The following is a 17,623-nucleotide window of genomic DNA, read 5'->3' on the forward strand; positions in this document are numbered from 1 at the left end:
AAACGGCCGTTTTGCCGGTCCGTGACTTCCACTTCTCCTGCCTGTAGGATTGCCCTGAACGGGAGCGGGAACGGGTGCGCATACTTCTGGTGGAGGACAACAGGACGCTGGCCGATGGGCTAGCGTCCATCCTGCGCGGCAGCGGCTATGCGGTCGATCTCGTGGCGGACGGCACTTCGGCGGAGGCAGTTGCCGCCGCCGAGATCTACGACTTGGTCATCCTTGACCTGAACCTTCCGGAAATGGACGGGCTGGACGTGCTGCGCGCCATGCGCGCCCGGCAGAACAGGGCGGCGGTGATGATCCTGACCGCCCGCGGCGCCCCGGAGGAACGGGTGAGGGGGCTCGACCTCGGCGCCGACGACTACATGATCAAGCCCTTCGACGTGTCCGAATTCGAAGCCCGCATCCGGGTGCTGCTGAGGCGGCATTCCGGGCTGCGCAGTTCGCTCGTCACCTATGGCGCCGTCACCTTCGATCTTACCTCGCGTACCTTTCGGGGCGAAAGTGGCCCGATCGATATTCCTGCGCGCGAGGTGGCACTGCTGGAGCTTCTGTTCCTTCGGGCCGGTAAGGTCGTCTCCAAGGAGGCAATCATGCGCTCTCTGACCGGCTTCGACGAGGACTTGTCGGCCAATGCAATCGAGCAATATGTGAGCCGGCTACGAAAGCGGTTGAATGCTCATGGCCTGACGGTCAAGACGGCTCGCGGCATCGGTTATTATCTCGAACGGCTGGCAACCCCGGCATGACGCCAAATGCTGCCTATTCGCTGCGCCGCCGTCTGCTGGCATGGCTGCTGATCGCCACGGCCGTCATTGGGGCAGCAGCCATGGCGGACACCTGGAACGAGGCTGTCGATACCGCCAATGAAGTCTCCGACCGCGTCCTTGCCGGATCGGCGCTGGCGATTGCCGAGCGGGTGATCGTCTCGGAAAACGGATCGCTCGAGGTCGATATCCCCTACGTTGCGCTGGAAATGCTGACCTCCGCGGCGCAGGATCGGGTCTTCTATCGAGTGGACGGTCCGCCCGGCGTGTTCATCACCGGCTATCAAAACCTTCCGTCTATTCCCCGGCGGGAAGGTCAGGCGGTTGCCTTCGAAAACGCCAGCTTCCGCGGTGAGCCGATCCGTGTAGCTGTTCTGGCCCGTTCTGCCTCCACGGGGATCAAGTCGGTGCCTTTCGTCGTCACCGTGGCCGAAACCACCATGGCCCGCCAGCAACTGACGCGCACTATCCTTTTGCGGTCGGCACTGCGCCTTCTGTTTATGATGGCGGGCGCGGCAGTGATCGTCTGGGTCGCCGTCACCCTGTCTCTCCGTCCGCTCTACCGCTTCAGCGAGGCGATTGCGGAGCGCAGCCCGGACGACCTGCATCCGATCGAGCAGCAAGTGCCGAGCGAGGTGCAGGGGCTGGTGGATACGGTCAACTCCTTCATGGTGCGACTGGAGGGCGCTCTGAACGCCCTGCGCCACTTCACCGGCAATGCCAGCCACCAGTTGCGTACGCCGCTTGCCATCATCCGCACCCAGCTCGCACTTGCAAATCGTGCTGGCACGCTGGAGGAAGCCCGTTGCGCAGCGTGCAAGGCGGACGAGGCGGTGGCGGATGCCGAGCGACTTCTGGCGCAGTTGCTGCTGATGGCGAAGATAAACGCCGCGACCCGGTCTGCCTCCATGCAGCCTGTCGACCTGGTGGGGCTGGCGCGATCCGCGACGGCAGATCATGTGCCGCAGGCGTCGGAGGCAGGTATCGACCTGGGGTTCGAGGGCGAGGCAGAGCTGGGCGTCATGGCCGAGCCCCTGCTTATCGGAGAGCTGCTGAAGAACCTGATCGGCAACGCTCTTCTCTATGCCGGCCGCGGCGCCGAAGTCACCGTTCGCGTCTTCCGCCAGGAGGAGGAGGCGTTGCTGGAAGTGGAGGACGATGGGCCGGGGATACCAACCGAAAAACGGGCTTCCGTGCTTGCGCGCTTCGAACGCGGAGGCCGGACAGATGCGTCCGGCACGGGGCTCGGGCTCCCGATCGTCGAAGAGATTGCCCGTCTCCATGGCGCGCGCCTCAGCCTGGGCGAGCGTAGCGCTGGCCGCGGCTTGAAGGTGCAGCTATTCTTTGCCCTGGCCGGGGAAGATCCGGTTCCTCAATCGGCGCGGTAGACGCAGTTGCCGCCGATCCACGTGCTGCGGATGCCAAGGCCTTGGCTAAGGACCACGAAGTCCGCATCGAAGCCTGTCTTCAGCGTGCCTTTCCGATCGGACAGCCTTGCCGCCTCGGCCGGGTAGACGGAGGCCGTGCGCAACGCCTCCTCCAGCGGCAGGCCGAGCGTCTCATGGACGAAGCGGACGGAGCTGATCATGTCGATATCGGCGCCGGCCAGCGTTCCGTCGGCCAACGTCAGGCGACCGTCGCGGCGCAGGATCTCGCGGCCGTTCAGCGTGAAACTGGTGAGATCCGTGCCGATCGGCGACATGGCGTCGGTCACAAGGAAGATCCGCCCCGGACCGTTCTTGGAGCGCAGTGCGACGCCCATGGCGACCGGATGAACATGGATGCCGTCGGCGATCATGCCGACATGAAGACTGCCGATATCGAGTGCGGCACCCACGATGCCCGGTTCGCGATGCGCAAGCGGGCTCATGGCGTTGAAGATGTGAGTCACGGTTCGGGCGCCGGCCGCGGCATAGCGCCGGGCGATGTCGTAGGTGCTGTCCGTGTGGCCGATGCTGACGATGAAGCCGGCGTCTGCAAGGGTTCTCACCTGCTCCAGCGTCACGCTTTCCGGGGCGATCGTCGTCATCAGCGCGTCGAACACGCCGCGACAGGACAGGATGCGCTCCATATCCTCGCTCTGCATCGGGCGGATGAGGGCGGGATCATGCGCACCCTTGCGTGCCAGCGAAAGATGCGGCCCCTCAAGGTGGAGGCCGAGAAAGCCGGGCACGGCCTCCCGCCTAGCCTGCTTGCCCGCCTCGATCGCCGCTGCCGTAACCTGCGGCGTATCGGTGATCAGCGTCGGCAAAAGCCCAGTCGTGCCGAACTTGGCGTGCGCGGCGCATATCTGCGCGATGCCGGCGGCGGTCGGCACCTCGTTCAGCAGCACGCCGCCTCCGCCGTTCACCTGCAGGTCGATGAAGCCCGGCACGATGATCTGCCCTGCGACGTCGATCATCTCGATGTCGTCGGCCAAATCCACCAGCGGCAGCAGGGCCTGGATGCGGCTATCGGCAACAACGAGCGCTTCCCCGTCATGCCATGAAACGCCGTCGAAGATCCGGGCGCCCGTCAGGGCTTGTGGCCTGCTCATAGGGTTTCGGTCACCTTCTTGAGCGCCACCGGCGCATCGGGATTGAAGCCCTTGGCGCGCGACCAGGCTTCCACGAAACCATAAAACGGCAGGATGAGGCAGAGCGCATCCGTCAGCGGATGTCCTGTCGCAACGAAGGGAAGCCGGCGGGCACTCTTCACCCGATCGGACGTTGTAAAGGCAAGCGCGCCCTTGGCGGCGAGACTATCGGCAATCTCGGTTGCCGATGCTTCCGCCGCATCCCGTGCCGCAAAGGTGACGACCGGAAAACGCCTCTCTACCAGAGCCACCGGGCCATGCAGCACTTCGGCTGCGGAATAGGCCTCGGCGTGCATGTTCGACGTCTCCTTGAATTTCAGAGCAGCCTCGCTGGCGATCGCAAGTGCCGGACCGCGGCCCAGCATGTAGAGCGATTCCGCATCGCCCAGCTCCTGTGCAAGCTCGCTCCAATCGAGCTTGACCGCCTGCTCGAAATGCTGGGGAAGCTGCCAGAGCGCCGTCCGCAATGTCTCGTCGTTCACCCATTCGGCAAGAAGCCCGAGCCCTGCCACGATCGAGTTGACGAAGGATTTGGTGGCGGCGACCGCCAGTTCAGGCCCCGCATGGATGTCGATGCCATGGTTGCAGGCGCTCGCGATCGGCGAGGGCAGGGTGTTGGTAAGCGCCACGGTCACTGCGCCGCCTTTCGTCGCGGCTTCGGCCATGGCGACGATGTCCGGGCTCTTGCCCGATTGTGAAATGGCGATGGCGGCACCGCGCTCGAGCCGCAGCTTCGCATCGTAGATGGAGGCGAGCGAGGGCCCGAGAGAGGCGACCGGTCGCCCGGCGGTCAGCTCGACCGCATATTTGATGAAGGTCGCCGCATGGTCGGAGGAGCCACGCGCGATCGTCACCAGAAAGGCGGGATCCTTTTCCCGCAGCGCCCGGCCGGCTGTTGCCAATTCTGCGGACGACCGCTCCAGCAGGCGACCGACCGCCTCAGGGATCTCGTTGATTTCCTGCCGCATATGCGTCTGCATGCTCGATGTCCTTCAAATGTCAGTTTTCGCCAAGCGAAAGCTCGGCCACGAAATCATAGGCGTCGCCGCGGTAAAGCGAACGCGTCAGCTCCACCACGCGGCCGGACGCCAGATAGGAAACCCGCTCGATCGAAAGCCCGGCTGAACCGATGGGCACACATAAAAGGCCCGCATCGGCTTTCTTCATGTTGCAGGCCGAGATGCGCTGGATGGCGCGCACCGGTCGGGCGTCCTTCTTCTCGAGCTCGGCATAGAGCGAGGTGGTGACGGCGGACGGATCGGGAAGAAACTCCGCCGAGATGCTGGCCCGCTCTATCGCGAGCGGCATGTCGTTGCCGATGCGAAGCCGGCCGATGCGCGCCACGCTTGTGCCGGGCGCCAGACCCAACATCATCATCTCTTCGGGGGAAGGATGAAACAGCCCGCGCTCCAGCCATTCCGACCGCGTCACCACGCCACGTCGCGCCATATCCTCGGTGAATGAGGTCAGGCGGGTCAGCGGTTGCTCCACCCGCGACATGGGCTTGACCACGAACGTGCCGGAGCCGTGACGACGGGTCAGCAGGCCGTCGCGGACGAGATCGTCCACCGCCTTGCGCACCGTCACACGGCTCACATGGGCATAGTCCGCAAGGTCGCGTTCCGCGGGAAGTGCGTCGCCATGGTCGAGCTTGCCCGACCGGATGGCGTCTTCCAGGCTCTGGCGAAGTTTTCGGTATAGCGGTCCGGTGCCGGCGCCCTGCAGCCCGTCGAGAGGCAGAATGTCGGAGAGCATCTGGCTCATGCCTCCACCTCCACCGCTGCCCCGTAGGTCTTGAGCGCCAGCGCGACTGCACCCGTTAGCGCGTCGGCCAGGGGATCGGACAGCCGCAGCCGGTGCCGTTCTGCGAGGAATGGCGGATAAAGAGGTGCAAGACCGCCTAGAAGGCATAGTTTGCCGTTTCCACCGGTGATGGCCTCGACGGCATCCAGCGCCTCGTCGATGCCGACCGCCCCTGTCTTGAGGATGCGCAGCGCAACTTCGTCGCCCCTGCCGGCAAATTCGAAGACCCTGGGCGTATAGCGGCCGAACTCGCCGGGCTTTGCCAGCCGCGCGAATTCCACCACGGTCTCGGGGCGTCCGCCGAACTCCGCCAGAATGGTCTGCGACAGGCCGGTCATCGGATGGATACGGTCGTAAGCCAGCAGGCATTCCTGCAGCGCCATCTGACCCAGCCGGGCGCCGCTGCCGAGATCGCTCACGTGGAAGCCCCAGCCGGCGATCGATCGCAGCCTGCCTTTATGACGAAGGATGTAAACGGTGCCCGTGCCGACAATGCCGATCGTGCCGTCCTCGTCGCCGATCGCACCTTGCAAGGCTATCATTCCGTCGGAGACGATGTCGGCGCCGGCAAAGGGAAGCCGCGCCTTCACGTAGTTGACGGCGTCCCCGACATTGTTGCCGGCCAGCCCGAGAATGGCGAAGGTGGATGTCAGCTGCGGTGAAATCCCGGCTTCCTGGAAAGCAAGCTCCGACGCCTCGACAATGTGCTTGAGAGCCGTGTCGGGATCGGTCAGAATATTGGAAGCTCCGCTCCTGCCTCGGCCGATCACCGTTCCGCTGCCATCAGCCAGCGCCGCACGGCAGCTCGTTCCTCCACCATCGATTCCAAGGAAATAGGGCGTCATCTGTACCTCCGGCAAAAATGATACCAAAAAAATACCATTTACCAAGCCTGTTTTCGGAAATTCGGGATGGGCATGTTCCAAATAATTGAAAACATTCCCAATAATCTGGTCAAAGATGAAGGCGCAGTCGAATTCGTCACCGATTGTTAATTTCCCGCTAGACAATTGGTATTTTTTTGGCATCATTTTGACTGAGGGAGAACCGGATGAGCAAAATTGCCACCGAAGCGAAGAATGGGAAAGCGGGAGGGCTGGATATGCTCGCGCCCGCCGCTGTCCTTGAGCTTCTGGCAGCCGGCCAGCAGGAGGCGGCAAAGGCTGTCGATAAGGCTGCGGGCTCCATTGCGCGCGCTGCGGAACTTGTCGCCGACACGCTGCGGGCCGGCGGTAAGCTCGTCTATGTCGGCGCAGGCAGTTCCGGGCTCATGGCCCTGGCGGATGCGCTCGAACTTCCCGGCACTTATGGTATCCCGCGCGAGCAGATCGTGCTGCTTCTGGCAGGTGGCATTTCCAGCCTGACGGACATGGAAGGCGCGCCCGAGGATGACGTCGCTCTTGCCGAAAAGGATGCGGCAGTGATTGGCGCGGGAGATTGTGTCATCTGCGTTTCGGCCAGCGGATCCACGCCCTATGCCGTCACGATCGCCGATATTTCCCAGCACCGCGGCGCCAAGGTGATCGCCATGGCCAATAACAGCAATGCCAAGCTGTTTCATGAGGCCGATATCAGGATCCTTCTTGAAACGCCGCCGGAACTCGTTGCGGGCTCTACCCGCATGGGTGCGGGCACAGCGCAGAAGATTGCCTTCAACATGCTGTCCACACTGGCCGCCATCAAGCTTGGCCATGTCCATGACGGGCACATGGTCAACCTGCGGGCCGACAACGAGAAGCTGCGGGCGCGCGCCGCCGGCATGGTGGCCGAAATTGCCGCGGTCGAACCGGAAGAAGCGGACGAGCTGCTGAAGCGGGCAGGGGGATCGGTCAAGCTTGCCGTTCTCTTGGGCGCCGGCGCTGCCGATCTTGACGCCGCGCAGGCGCTTCTCGACCGAGCCCAGCAGGTTTTGCGACCGGCACTGGCCGAGCTTCGCGATTTAAAGAGTTCCATCAAACGCGCCTAAGGCGCTACAAAAGGGAGAACAGCATCATGATCCGCGTAACCAAAGGCATGCTTCTTGCCGCGACCGTGCTGGCATCCGCCGGCATGGCGCATGCAGCCGACGTGCAGCTCACCATCGAGAGCTGGCGTAACGACGACCTCGCCATCTGGAAGGAAAAGCTGATCCCAGCCTTCGAGGCGAAGAACCCGGGCATCAAGCTGGTCTTCTCGCCGACGGCGCCGACCGAATACAATGCCTCGCTGAACGCCAAGCTCGACGCGGGCTCGGCGGGCGACATCATCACCTGCCGTCCTTTCGATGCCTCGCTCGAACTCTTCAACAAGAAGCAGATCGCCGACCTGACCAGCCTCTCCGGCATGGGTAATTTCTCGCCCGTCGCCAAGGCCGCCTGGTCCACCGATGACGGCTCCAAGACCTTCTGCGTGCCGATGGCATCCGTCATCCACGGCTTCATCTACAACAAGGACGCCTTCGAAAAGCTCGGCATCTCGGTGCCGAAGACGAACGACGAATTCTACGCCGCTCTCTACAAGATCAAGAAGGATGGCACCTACATTCCTCTGGCCATGGGCACGAAGGACCTCTGGGAAGCCGCAACCATGGGCTACCAGAACATCGGCCCTAACTACTGGAAGGGCGAGGAAGGCCGCGCCGCTCTCATTTCCGGCAAGCAGAAGCTCACCGATCCGGAATGGGTCAAGCCTTACGAGGAGCTTGCCAAGTGGAAGCCCTATCTCGGCGACGGCTTCGAAGCCCAGACCTATTCGGACAGCCAGAACCTCTTCACGCTCGGCCGTGCCGCCATCTATCCGGCCGGCTCCTGGGAAATTTCACTGTTCAACACGCAGGCGCAGTTCAAGATGGGTGCCTTCCCGCCGCCGGTTCCGAAGGCTGGCGACACCGGCTATATCTCGGACCATCCGGATATCGGCGTTGGCTTGAACGCCAAGAGCGCCCACCAGGAGGAAGCCAAGAAGTTCCTGACCTGGGTCGCTTCGCCGGAATTTGCCGATATCTACGCCAACGCGCTGCCGGGCTTCTTCAGCCTGAACTCGACGCCGGTGAAGATGAGCGATCCGCTGGCGCAGGAATTCGTCTCCTGGCGCGCTTCCTTCAAGCCGACCGTCCGCTCGACCTACCAGATCCTGTCGCGTGGCAAGCCGAACCTCGAAAACGAGACCTGGGTGGAATCCGCCAACGTCATCAACGGCACGGACACACCGAAGGTCGCAGCCGAAAAGCTGCAGAAGGGCCTCGACAGCTGGTACAAGCCGGCCAAGTAATGCCTTAAGTGCAAGAAGGGCCGCGTCACGCGCGGCCCTTCTCCCTGTGCCCTTAGGGCTTCGCCCACGGGATGTCGCAGGAATGAGGGGAGGTAAACGGCAAGCCTGGAGCGAAATGTGACCGACACGCCATCAATAGAAGCGGCCCCGATCAAGCGCCACGTGCGTTGGCACATCGCCGTCTTCCTGGCGCCCGCCTTCATCGTCTATTCGGCCATCATGGTGCTTCCGCTGATCGAGACGCTGAGGCTCTCCTTCTACAATCTCGTGGACGGCGTCCCGACCTTTGTCGGATTCGGGAATTATCAGGTCATGTTCGGCGATCAGCGCTGGGCGCACGACTTCTGGAATGCGTTGCGCAACAACCTGATCTTCTTTGCCATCCACATGTGCGTGCAGAACCCGATCGGGATCGCGCTGGCAGCGCTTCTGTCCACACCGAAGCTGCGCTTCGTCGCTTTCTATCGCACGGCCATCTTCCTGCCGACGCTTCTCTCCTTCGTCATCGTGGGCTTCATCTGGAAACTCATCCTGTCGCCGATCTGGGGTGTCGCGCCCTGGCTGCTGAGCCTGGTCGGCGCAAAATCTCTCTTTGCTCCATGGCTGGGACAGTCCGGCCCGGCGCTGATTGCCGTATCGCTGATCTCGAACTGGCAATATATCGGCATTCCGATGATGCTGATCTATGCGGCGCTGTTGAGCATTCCGGAAGAGGTGATCGAGGCTGCCGAGTGCGATGGCATTACCGGCTGGAGCCAGTTCTGGAAGATCAAGCTGCCGCTGATCCTACCAGCGATCGGGATCATCTCGATCCTGACATTTGTCGGCAATTTCAATGCCTTCGACCTTGTCTACACCATTCAGGGCGCGCTGGCCGGCCCCGACATGTCGACCGACATCCTGGGCACCTTCCTTTACCGTACCTTCTTCGGCTTCCAGCTACAGCTCGGCGATCGCTCAATGGGCGCGACGATCGCAACGGTGATGTTCCTGATCATCCTCGCCGGCGTCAGCTTCTACCTTTTCGCCATCCAGCGGCGCATGCGCCGTTACCAGTTCTGAAAGGGCAGAGATGTCGAACCGAGCCCGCATGTCACCCGTCCGCACCGGCTTCGTGCATTTGGCACTGATGGCCTATACCGTCATCGCCATCTTTCCGGTCTTCCTCACGGTCATCAATTCCTTCAAGGACCGCAACGCCATCTTCCGGTCGCCGCTGCAGGTGCCGCTGCCGTCCACCTTCAGCCTGATCGGCTACCAGACAGTGCTCGGCCAGGCGGATTTTATCCACTATTTCCAGAACAGCTTTATCGTGACGGTGGCCGCCATCGTCCTGGTGCTTCTCTTCGGGGCCATGGCAGCCTTCGCCCTGTCGGAATATCGCTTCCGCGGCAATGCGCTGATGGGTCTTTATATGGCGATCGGCATCATGATCCCGATCCGGCTCGGCACTGTCGCCATCCTGCAGGGTATGGTGGCAACCGGCCTGGTCAATACGCTGACGGCGCTGATCCTCGTCTACACCGCCCAAGGCATCCCGCTCGCCATCTTCATCCTGTCTGAATTCATGCGCGGCGTGTCGGACGACCTGAAGAATGCCGGGCGCATCGATGGCCTGTCGGAATACGCGATCTTCTTCCGCCTCGTCCTGCCGCTGGTCCGGCCGGCCATGGCGACCGTCGCCGTCTTCACCATGATACCCATTTGGAATGACCTCTGGTTCCCGCTGATCCTGGCGCCGTCCGAAGCGACAAAGACGGTGACGCTGGGCAGCCAGATCTTCATTGGCCAATTCGTCACCAACTGGAACGCCGTCCTTGCAGCGCTTTCGCTTGCGATCCTGCCGATCCTCGTTCTCTACGTCATCTTCGCGCGGCAGCTGATCCGCGGCATCACCGCAGGAGCAGTGAAGTGAGTTCAACGGAAAAGCCCATCCGCGTCCTGGTCGCCGGCCTCGGCAATATGGGCCGCAGCCATGCGCTCGCCTACCATAACGAACCCGGCTTCGAAATCGTCGGCCTCGTCAACCGTTCCGGGCCGGCCAACCTGCCGGAAGAGCTCGACCGATACGTGATCCAGCCCGATTTCCTGACGGCGCTTGCGGAGCTGAAGCCTGACCTCTGCTCCATCTGCACCTATTCCGACAGCCATGCGGATTATGCCGTTGCCGCATTCGAGGCCGGTTGCCACGTCTTCGTGGAAAAGCCGCTCGCCACGACGGTTGCCGACGCTGAGCGCGTTGTCGTCGCTGCCCGGAAAGCCGGCAAGAAGCTGGTGATCGGCTATATCCTGCGCCACCATCCGTCCTGGATCCGGCTGATCTCCGAAGCCCGCAAGCTGGGCCCTCCTTACGTCTTCCGCATGAACCTCAACCAGCAGTCCAGCGGCCCCACCTGGGACGTGCACAAGGCGCTGATGCAGACGACCCCGCCGATCGTTGATTGCGGAGTCCACTATGTCGATGTCATGTGCCAGATTACCGATGCGAAAGCTGTCGAGGTCCGTGGCATGGGCCTGCGGCTGTCGGACGAGATTGCGCCGGATATGTATAATTACGGGCATCTGCAGGTGCTGTTCGATGACGGCTCGCTCGGCTGGTACGAGGCGGGCTGGGGACCGATGATGTCCGAGACGGCGTTTTTCGTGAAGGACGTCATGTCTCCCAAGGGCTCCGTGTCTATCGTCATGGATCCGAACGCCAAGTCCGACGACATCGATACCCATACCAAGACTTCGGTGATCCGCCTGCACAGCGCCGAGACCGGGCCGGGCGGCAAGTTCATCCACCCCGACGAGGACATGACCATGGCCGGCGAGCCGGGCCATCAGGAACTCTGCGATCTGGAGCAGGCCTATGTGCTGAAGGCGATCCGCGAGGACATCGACCTGACGAGGCATATGGACGACGCGGTGCAGTCGCTGCGCATCTGCCTTGCGGCCGACGAAAGCGCCCGAACGGGCAAGCCTGTTAAGCTTTAGCAATTCCGGCCGGACATCTAGCGATTGGCTGTTCCGCATTCTGCCTGGACGACGATTTGAAGGAAGACGCTCTTGGGTTCGCTGCAATTGAAATCCATCCGAAAGGCCTTTGGCGACCACGAGGTGCTGAAGGGCATCGATCTGGAAGTGAACGACGGCGAGTTCGTGATCTTCGTCGGCCCCTCCGGCTGCGGCAAGTCCACGCTGCTGCGGGTCATCGCAGGCCTTGAGGATGCAACATCCGGCAGCGTCCGAATCGACGGGGCGGAGGTGATCAACACGCCGCCAGCCAAACGCGGCATCGCCATGGTCTTCCAGTCCTACGCGCTCTATCCGCACCTGACGGTCAAGGACAATATGGGTCTGGGGCTGAAGCAGGCGGGCACGGACAAGGCGCAGATCGAGGCCCGCGTCGCCAAGGCCTCCGGCATGCTCTCGCTCGATCCCTATCTTGCGCGCCGCCCGGCCGAACTCTCCGGCGGCCAGCGCCAGCGCGTCGCCATCGGTCGCGCCATCGTGCGCGAGCCCAAGCTCTTCCTGTTCGACGAGCCCCTCTCCAATCTGGATGCAGCCTTGCGCGTCCAGACCCGGCTCGAAATTGCCGGCCTGCACCGCCGGCTGAAGGCGACGATGATCTATGTGACGCACGACCAGGTCGAGGCGATGACGCTCGCCGACAAGATCGTCGTGCTGAACGCCGGCGCGGTGGAGCAGATCGGCTCGCCCATGGACCTCTACAACAAGCCGGCCAACCTTTTCGTCGCCGGCTTCATCGGCTCGCCGCAGATGAACTTCATTTCGTCGGAGCGCCTGCCCGAGCTTGCCCAGACCGGCGTCAAGACGATCGGCATCCGCCCCGAGCACATCGCGCTGTCGCGGGAAAGCGGCGAGTGGAAGAGCAAGGTCATCAATGCGGAGCATCTGGGCGCCGACACGATTCTGTATCTAGAGACAGAGGTGACCGGACTGCTTACCGTGCGCCTTTTCGGGGAGCATCGCTATACGGCCGACGACATCGTCTTCGCGACGCCGGACCGCACCAGCCTCCACCGTTTCGACGCCAATGATCGGGCCATGTTGTAGCAGACCAGGGAGAAAAAGCGCATCGGCATCAAATGCAGGACGGTATGTGCCGCTTCTCGTGATGACGTTTGTTTTATCGAACCTTCTTTGAAGTCGGACGTTGAAAAGCAGGAGGCAAGAATATGCTGATTGCTTTTATGACGCTGCTGAGCTTCGCTAGTCTGGCGCTCGCCGGGATTATCTGGAGCAAGCGTCGCGCGTTCCGTCTGGCTTATTTGGACGACCTGTCCTGCGAGACGCTGCCCGATGCAGCACTTACCACGGTTGAAAGGGTGCCGCGTCCGATCAGCGAAACAAAGCCCGTAGCACTACGTCGCAGACGGGTCAGCCACGCCGGGCCAAGTCTTCATACCGGACTGGTATTGCGATAACGAGAGGGTCAGGCGCCACCTGATTGCGCTTAGTCAGTTTATGCTTAGAAGTTAATGGTGGAGCTAAGCGGGATCGAACCGCTGACCTCTTGCATGCCATGCAAGCGCTCTCCCAGCTGAGCTATAGCCCCATCAGGGTGGTCCGGTATTTCCGGTCCTGGGAAGTCTCCGAAGCACTATGCCCCTTGGAGTGGCGGCTTATTACGTCTGGTTTCCATCAAGCGCAAGCCCGATTTTCAGCATCCGGCGATTTTTTGTGAAATCGCCGGAGCTTAAGTCAAGGATCAGACCTCGTCGTCATCGCCTGCGACGCCGATAATGCCGGTCATGTCACCGTCCTCGTCGTCTTCATCGACTTCCAGGAAGGTGTCGTCTTCATCGGCACCGATATCGGCCTCGTCTTCACCCATGTCGGGAATATCGTCGCCGGCGGCTGCTTCATCACCCTCTTCAAGGGAAACCAGCTCGACTTCCGGGTTCTCCGTATCGACTTCCTGGACGTCCTCTTCCTCGGCCTGTTCCATCTTCTTGGCGGCGCTGTTTTCCTCGAAGAAGGACAGCGGCCAGGTCTTGCCGGAATAGGGAGAGACGACCGGATCTCGGTTCAGGTCGTAGAATTTTTTGCCGTTATCGGGGTCGGTGCGTTTTGTTCCGAGTTCCGCTTTAGCCACAGTCAGAGCCTCATGAGGAAAAGCCGAATAGATCGGCACGCCGCTCCAGGCGGCTTTTTGGTGAAAAACTAAGCCGGTCCCCATAAGGCCAATAACCCCTCGTGTCAAAGGCTAACTTTCTTGATTTGCCCAGGGAACAAGCGGATGACCCGCCTGGGGCTTTATGATAACGACGGCGAAATCCTATCCCGCGGACCAGCGTACAAGATTAGAGGACAGGCCATGTTGCATGGTGTCGCCCTAAAGCCGGCAAAATCGAGAAAATCCAGCACCCTGTCCGGCACGGTCCGCATTCCCGGCGACAAGTCGATTTCCCACCGCTCCTTCATGTTTGGCGGCCTTGCTTCCGGCGAAACCCGCATCACCGGCCTTCTTGAAGGGGAGGACGTCATCAATACCGGCAAGGCCATGCAGGCCATGGGTGCCCGGATCGAGAAGCTCGGCGCTGAATGGATCATCCATGGTACGGGCAATGGGGCGCTTCTGGCGCCGGAAGCGCCGCTCGATTTCGGCAATGCCGGCACCGGCTGCCGCCTCACCATGGGCCTGGTCGGCGTTTACGATTTCGAGAGTACCTTTGTCGGCGATGCGTCGCTCTCCAGGCGCCCCATGGGCCGCGTGCTCGATCCGCTGCGGGACATGGGCGTGCAGGTGCGTTCGTCTGAAGGCGACCGGCTACCCGTGACCTTGTATGGGCCCAGAACGCCGAACCCCATCGTCTACCGCGTGCCCATGGCATCGGCACAGGTCAAGTCTGCCGTCCTTCTCGCGGGCCTTAACACGCCCGGTGTGACGACGGTGATCGAGCCGATCATGACCCGCGACCATACGGAAAAGATGCTCCAAGGCTTCGGCGCCGAGTTGTCGGTGGAAACCGATGGGAACGGCGTCCGCACGATCCGCCTGGAAGGGCGCGGCCGCCTTACGGGTCAGAGGATCGACGTTCCCGGCGATCCGTCCTCGACCGCTTTTCCGCTGGTTGCTGCACTGCTCGTGCCCGGTTCGGACGTGACGATCGAAAACGTGCTGATGAACCCGACCCGTACCGGCCTAATCCTGACGCTGCAGGAAATGGGGGCCAATATCGAGGTGCTGAACCCCCGTAGCGCCGGCGGCGAAGATGTCGCCGATTTGAGGGTTCGTGCCTCGGAATTGAAGGGTGTCACCGTTCCGGCCGAGCGAGCGCCCTTCATGATCGACGAATATCCGGTGCTGGCCGTTGCCTCAGCCTTTGCGGAAGGCACGACGACCATGCTGGGTCTCGAGGAATTGCGGGTCAAGGAATCCGATCGCCTCACCGCCACGGCCACAGGCCTGAAGCTTAACGGCGTCGATTGCGATGAAGGCAGGGATACGCTGGTCGTCCGAGGACGACCAGGCGGCAAGGGCTATGGCAATCCCGCTGGTGGCGCGGTGGAAACGCATCTCGATCACCGTATCGCCATGAGCTTCCTCGTCATGGGTCTCGTGTCCGAGCATGAGGTGACGGTGGACGACGCCTCTATAATTACCACGTCCTTTCCCGAGTTCATGGACCTTATGACCGGTCTCGGCGCCAGGATCGATGGCCTTGCAGGCGAGGCGGCCTGATGGGCTTCATGATCGCCATCGATGGCCCGGCTGCTGCGGGCAAGGGAACGCTGTCGCGGCAGGTGGCCGAGGCCTATGGCTTCCATCACCTCGATACGGGCCTGACCTATCGGGCGACAGCCAAGGCACTGCTCGATGCGGGGCTCCCACTGGACGACGAGAAGGTGGCCGAGAAGATGGCCCAGGAGGTCGATCTCATGGGCCTCGATCGCGATATCCTATCGGCCCACGCCATCGGCGAGGCGGCATCCAGGATTGCCGTCATGCCGGCCGTGCGCCGGGCCTTGGTAGAGGCGCAGCGCAGTTTTTCGCGCAAGGAGCCCGGAACGGTGCTTGACGGCCGCGATATCGGCACCGTGGTTTGCCCGGATGCACCCGTAAAGCTCTATGTGACGGCGTCCGCCGAAGTGCGAGCCCATCGCCGCCACGACGAGATCGTGGCCAAGGGCGCAGAGGCCGATTACGACGCGATTTTCGCTGAAGTGAAGACCCGCGACGACCGCGACATGGGGCGGGCCGACAGCCCGTTGAAGCCGGCCCCCGACGCGCACTTGCTTGATACGTCGGAAATGAGTATAGAGGCCGCGTTTCGGGCTGCGAAAGCGATCATCGACGCCGCCCTGAAAACAAAATGATGGCCTGCCGGCTTGCCGGTACGCCGAGATAAGCCCGCAGTCAGTCCTTGCGCCGGATTGCTTCCCGAATAAGGGAGGCGGACAGCACTTCGGGTATGTTCAACACAAGCCACCGGCGCATGCGTGTCCTCGATAGGACACACCAGGAGATTTTATGGCACTATCCAACCCAACGCGGGATGACTTTGCAGCCCTCCTCGAGGAATCCTTTGCAAAGACCGATCTTGCAGAAGGCTATGTCACCAAGGGCATCGTCACGGCGATCGAGAAGGACATGGCCGTCGTTGACGTCGGCCTCAAGGTCGAAGGCCGTATCGCGCTGAAGGAATTCGGCGCCAAGGGCAAAGACGGCACGCTGAAGCCCGGCGATGAAGTCGAAGTCTATGTCGAGCGCATCGAAAACGCACTCGGCGAAGCCGTTCTGTCGCGCGAGAAGGCTCGCCGCGAAGAAAGCTGGGTCAAGCTCGAAGCCAAGTTCGAAGCTGGCGAGCGCGTTGAAGGCGTTATCTTCAACCAGGTCAAGGGTGGCTTCACCGTCGATCTCGACGGCGCCGTCGCCTTCCTGCCGCGTTCGCAGGTGGACATCCGTCCGATCCGCGATGTTACCCCGCTCATGCACAACCCGCAGCCCTTCGAAATCCTCAAGATGGACAAGCGCCGCGGTAATATCGTGGTTTCGCGCCGTACGGTTCTCGAAGAGTCCCGTGCCGAGCAGCGTTCGGAAATCGTTCAGAACCTCGAAGAAGGCCAGGTTGTTGACGGCGTCGTCAAGAACATCACCGATTACGGTGCGTTCGTCGACCTCGGCGGCATCGACGGCCTGCTGCACGTGACCGACATGGCATGGCGCCGCGTCAACCATCCGTCGGAAATCCTGTCCATCGGCCAGCAGGTCAAGGTTCAGATCATCCGCATCAACCAGGAAACCCACCGTATCTCGCTCGGCATGAAGCAGCTCGAGTCGGATCCATGGGATGGCATTGCCGCCAAGTATCCGGTCGGCAAGAAGATTTCCGGTACGGTCACGAACATCACCGACTACGGTGCATTCGTCGAACTGGAGCCGGGCATCGAAGGCCTGATCCACATCTCGGAAATGTCCTGGACCAAGAAGAACGTACATCCCGGCAAGATCCTGTCCACCACGCAGGATGTCGATGTTGTCGTTCTCGAAGTCGATCCGTCCAAGCGCCGTATCTCGCTCGGCCTCAAGCAGACGCTGGAAAATCCGTGGCAGGCATTTGCCTACAGCCACCCGGCCGGCACTGAAGTCGAAGGCGAAGTCAAGAACAAGACCGAGTTTGGTCTGTTCATCGGTCTCGACGGCGATGTTGACGGCATGGTCCATCTCTCCGACCTCGACTGGAACCGTCCGGGCGAACAGGTCATCGAGGAGTTCAACAAGGGCGACGTCGTCAAGGCTGTCGTTCTCGATGTGGACGTCGAAAAGGAACGCATTTCGCTGGGCATCAAGCAGCTCGGCCGTGACGCTGTCGGTGAAGCCGCAACCTCTGGCGAACTGCGCAAGAACGCTGTCGTTTCGTGCGAAGTGATCGCAGTCAACGAAGGCGGCGTCGAAGTGAAGCTTGTTGCTCACGAGGACGTCACTTCCTTCATCCGTCGCAACGACCTGGCACGCGATCGCGAAGATCAGCGTCCGGAGCGTTTCTCGGTTGGTCAGGTTTTTGACGCCCGCGTCACGAACTTCTCCAAGAAGGACCGCAAGGTCATGCTGTCGATCAAGGCTCTTGAGATCGCAGAAGAGAAGGAAGCCGTTGCTCAGTTCGGTTCGTCCGACTCTGGCGCATCGCTCGGCGACATTCTCGGCGCGGCTCTGAAGAACCGCGGCGGCAACGAATAACCGCTGTTAACACACTCAGAAAGCCGCCGGATCGAA

17 protein-coding genes and 1 tRNA gene are annotated in these 17,623 nt (G+C 61.8%); 12 read left to right on the forward strand and 6 right to left on the reverse strand.

Annotated features, from left to right (window positions below; translation table 11 throughout):
- Positions 1–74: 74 nt before the first annotated feature.
- Entirely contained in the window at positions 75–752 is a 678-nt protein-coding gene (locus tag EPK99_RS12755) for a response regulator transcription factor (RefSeq protein ID WP_128443472.1), read from the forward strand.
- Positions 749–2,158 carry a sensor histidine kinase gene (locus tag EPK99_RS12760; protein ID WP_128443473.1) on the forward strand — a complete coding sequence of 470 codons (1,410 nt, stop codon included), beginning with the start codon at positions 749–751 and terminating at the stop codon, positions 2,156–2,158. Before EPK99_RS12755 ends, EPK99_RS12760 begins: the two co-directional genes overlap by 4 nt.
- Here EPK99_RS12760 and nagA read toward each other — a convergent pair.
- From nagA to EPK99_RS12780, 4 genes are read right to left on the reverse strand one after another with little or no spacing between them, the layout of a single operon-like run.
- Complete coding sequence (nagA, locus tag EPK99_RS12765) at positions 2,143–3,306, reverse strand: N-acetylglucosamine-6-phosphate deacetylase (protein ID WP_128443474.1); 1,164 nt, start codon at positions 3,304–3,306, stop codon at positions 2,143–2,145. The two genes, EPK99_RS12760 and nagA, sit on opposite strands and share 16 nt — an antisense overlap.
- Positions 3,303–4,325 (reverse strand): SIS domain-containing protein, encoded by a 1,023-nt coding sequence (locus tag EPK99_RS12770; protein ID WP_128443475.1) that lies wholly within the window; start codon positions 4,323–4,325, stop codon positions 3,303–3,305. The genes nagA and EPK99_RS12770 overlap by 4 nt, the downstream gene beginning before the upstream one ends.
- Before the next feature lie 19 nt (positions 4,326–4,344).
- Complete coding sequence (locus tag EPK99_RS12775) at positions 4,345–5,109, reverse strand: GntR family transcriptional regulator (RefSeq protein WP_128443476.1); 765 nt, start codon at positions 5,107–5,109, stop codon at positions 4,345–4,347.
- The gene (locus EPK99_RS12780) at positions 5,106–5,993 is read right to left on the reverse strand and encodes a glucosamine kinase nucleotide-binding domain-containing protein (RefSeq protein WP_128443477.1); all 888 of its coding nucleotides are present in this window, start codon (positions 5,991–5,993) and stop codon (positions 5,106–5,108) included. Before EPK99_RS12780 ends, EPK99_RS12775 begins: the two co-directional genes overlap by 4 nt.
- Before the next feature lie 206 nt (positions 5,994–6,199).
- Here EPK99_RS12780 and EPK99_RS12785 point away from each other — a divergent pair, with 206 nt between their 5' ends.
- The 7 genes from EPK99_RS12785 to EPK99_RS12815 all read left to right on the forward strand — a co-directional run bounded on the left by EPK99_RS12785 (position 6,200) and on the right by EPK99_RS12815 (position 12,830).
- The gene (locus EPK99_RS12785) at positions 6,200–7,114 is read left to right on the forward strand and encodes an N-acetylmuramic acid 6-phosphate etherase (protein ID WP_128443478.1); all 915 of its coding nucleotides are present in this window, start codon (positions 6,200–6,202) and stop codon (positions 7,112–7,114) included.
- Between the two features lie 26 nt (positions 7,115–7,140).
- Complete coding sequence (locus EPK99_RS12790; RefSeq protein ID WP_128443479.1) at positions 7,141–8,397, forward strand: ABC transporter substrate-binding protein; 1,257 nt, start codon at positions 7,141–7,143, stop codon at positions 8,395–8,397.
- A 117-nt stretch (positions 8,398–8,514) separates the two neighbouring features.
- Entirely contained in the window at positions 8,515–9,459 is a 945-nt protein-coding gene (locus EPK99_RS12795) for a carbohydrate ABC transporter permease (protein WP_128443480.1), read from the forward strand.
- Positions 9,460–9,469: 10 nt separating this feature from the next.
- Positions 9,470–10,312, forward strand: a complete 843-nt coding sequence (locus tag EPK99_RS12800; RefSeq protein WP_128443481.1) for a carbohydrate ABC transporter permease — start codon at positions 9,470–9,472, stop codon at positions 10,310–10,312.
- The gene (locus EPK99_RS12805; protein WP_128443482.1) at positions 10,309–11,376 is read left to right on the forward strand and encodes a Gfo/Idh/MocA family protein; all 1,068 of its coding nucleotides are present in this window, start codon (positions 10,309–10,311) and stop codon (positions 11,374–11,376) included. The genes EPK99_RS12800 and EPK99_RS12805 overlap by 4 nt, the downstream gene beginning before the upstream one ends.
- Before the next feature lie 72 nt (positions 11,377–11,448).
- A complete protein-coding gene (locus tag EPK99_RS12810; RefSeq protein WP_128443483.1) occupies positions 11,449–12,459 on the forward strand; it encodes an ABC transporter ATP-binding protein in 1,011 nt (336 codons plus the stop codon).
- A 122-nt stretch (positions 12,460–12,581) separates the two neighbouring features.
- On the forward strand, positions 12,582–12,830 hold the full coding sequence (locus EPK99_RS12815; RefSeq protein ID WP_128443484.1) for a hypothetical protein: 249 nt from the start codon (positions 12,582–12,584) through the stop codon (positions 12,828–12,830).
- Positions 12,831–12,885: 55 nt separating this feature from the next.
- Here the strand turns inward: EPK99_RS12815 and EPK99_RS12820 are convergent.
- Positions 12,886–12,961, reverse strand: a tRNA-Ala gene (locus tag EPK99_RS12820).
- Positions 12,962–13,114: 153 nt separating this feature from the next.
- Positions 13,115–13,501 (reverse strand): TIGR02300 family protein, encoded by a 387-nt coding sequence (locus EPK99_RS12825; RefSeq protein ID WP_128443485.1) that lies wholly within the window; start codon positions 13,499–13,501, stop codon positions 13,115–13,117.
- A 222-nt stretch (positions 13,502–13,723) separates the two neighbouring features.
- Here EPK99_RS12825 and aroA point away from each other — a divergent pair, with 222 nt between their 5' ends.
- From aroA to rpsA, 3 genes are all read left to right on the forward strand, one after another.
- A complete protein-coding gene (gene aroA / locus EPK99_RS12830) occupies positions 13,724–15,091 on the forward strand; it encodes a 3-phosphoshikimate 1-carboxyvinyltransferase (protein WP_128443486.1) in 1,368 nt (455 codons plus the stop codon).
- Positions 15,091–15,726: a (d)CMP kinase gene (cmk, locus tag EPK99_RS12835; protein WP_128443487.1), complete on the forward strand. Its 636-nt coding sequence runs from the start codon at positions 15,091–15,093 to the stop codon at positions 15,724–15,726. The genes aroA and cmk overlap by 1 nt, the downstream gene beginning before the upstream one ends.
- Before the next feature lie 154 nt (positions 15,727–15,880).
- The gene (rpsA, locus tag EPK99_RS12840; protein WP_128443488.1) at positions 15,881–17,587 is read left to right on the forward strand and encodes a 30S ribosomal protein S1; all 1,707 of its coding nucleotides are present in this window, start codon (positions 15,881–15,883) and stop codon (positions 17,585–17,587) included.
- Positions 17,588–17,623: the final 36 nt, after the last annotated feature.

The sequence above is a fragment of the Neorhizobium lilium genome (genome assembly GCF_004053875.1).
In the GTDB taxonomy this organism is placed as follows: domain Bacteria; phylum Pseudomonadota; class Alphaproteobacteria; order Rhizobiales; family Rhizobiaceae; genus Neorhizobium; species Neorhizobium lilii.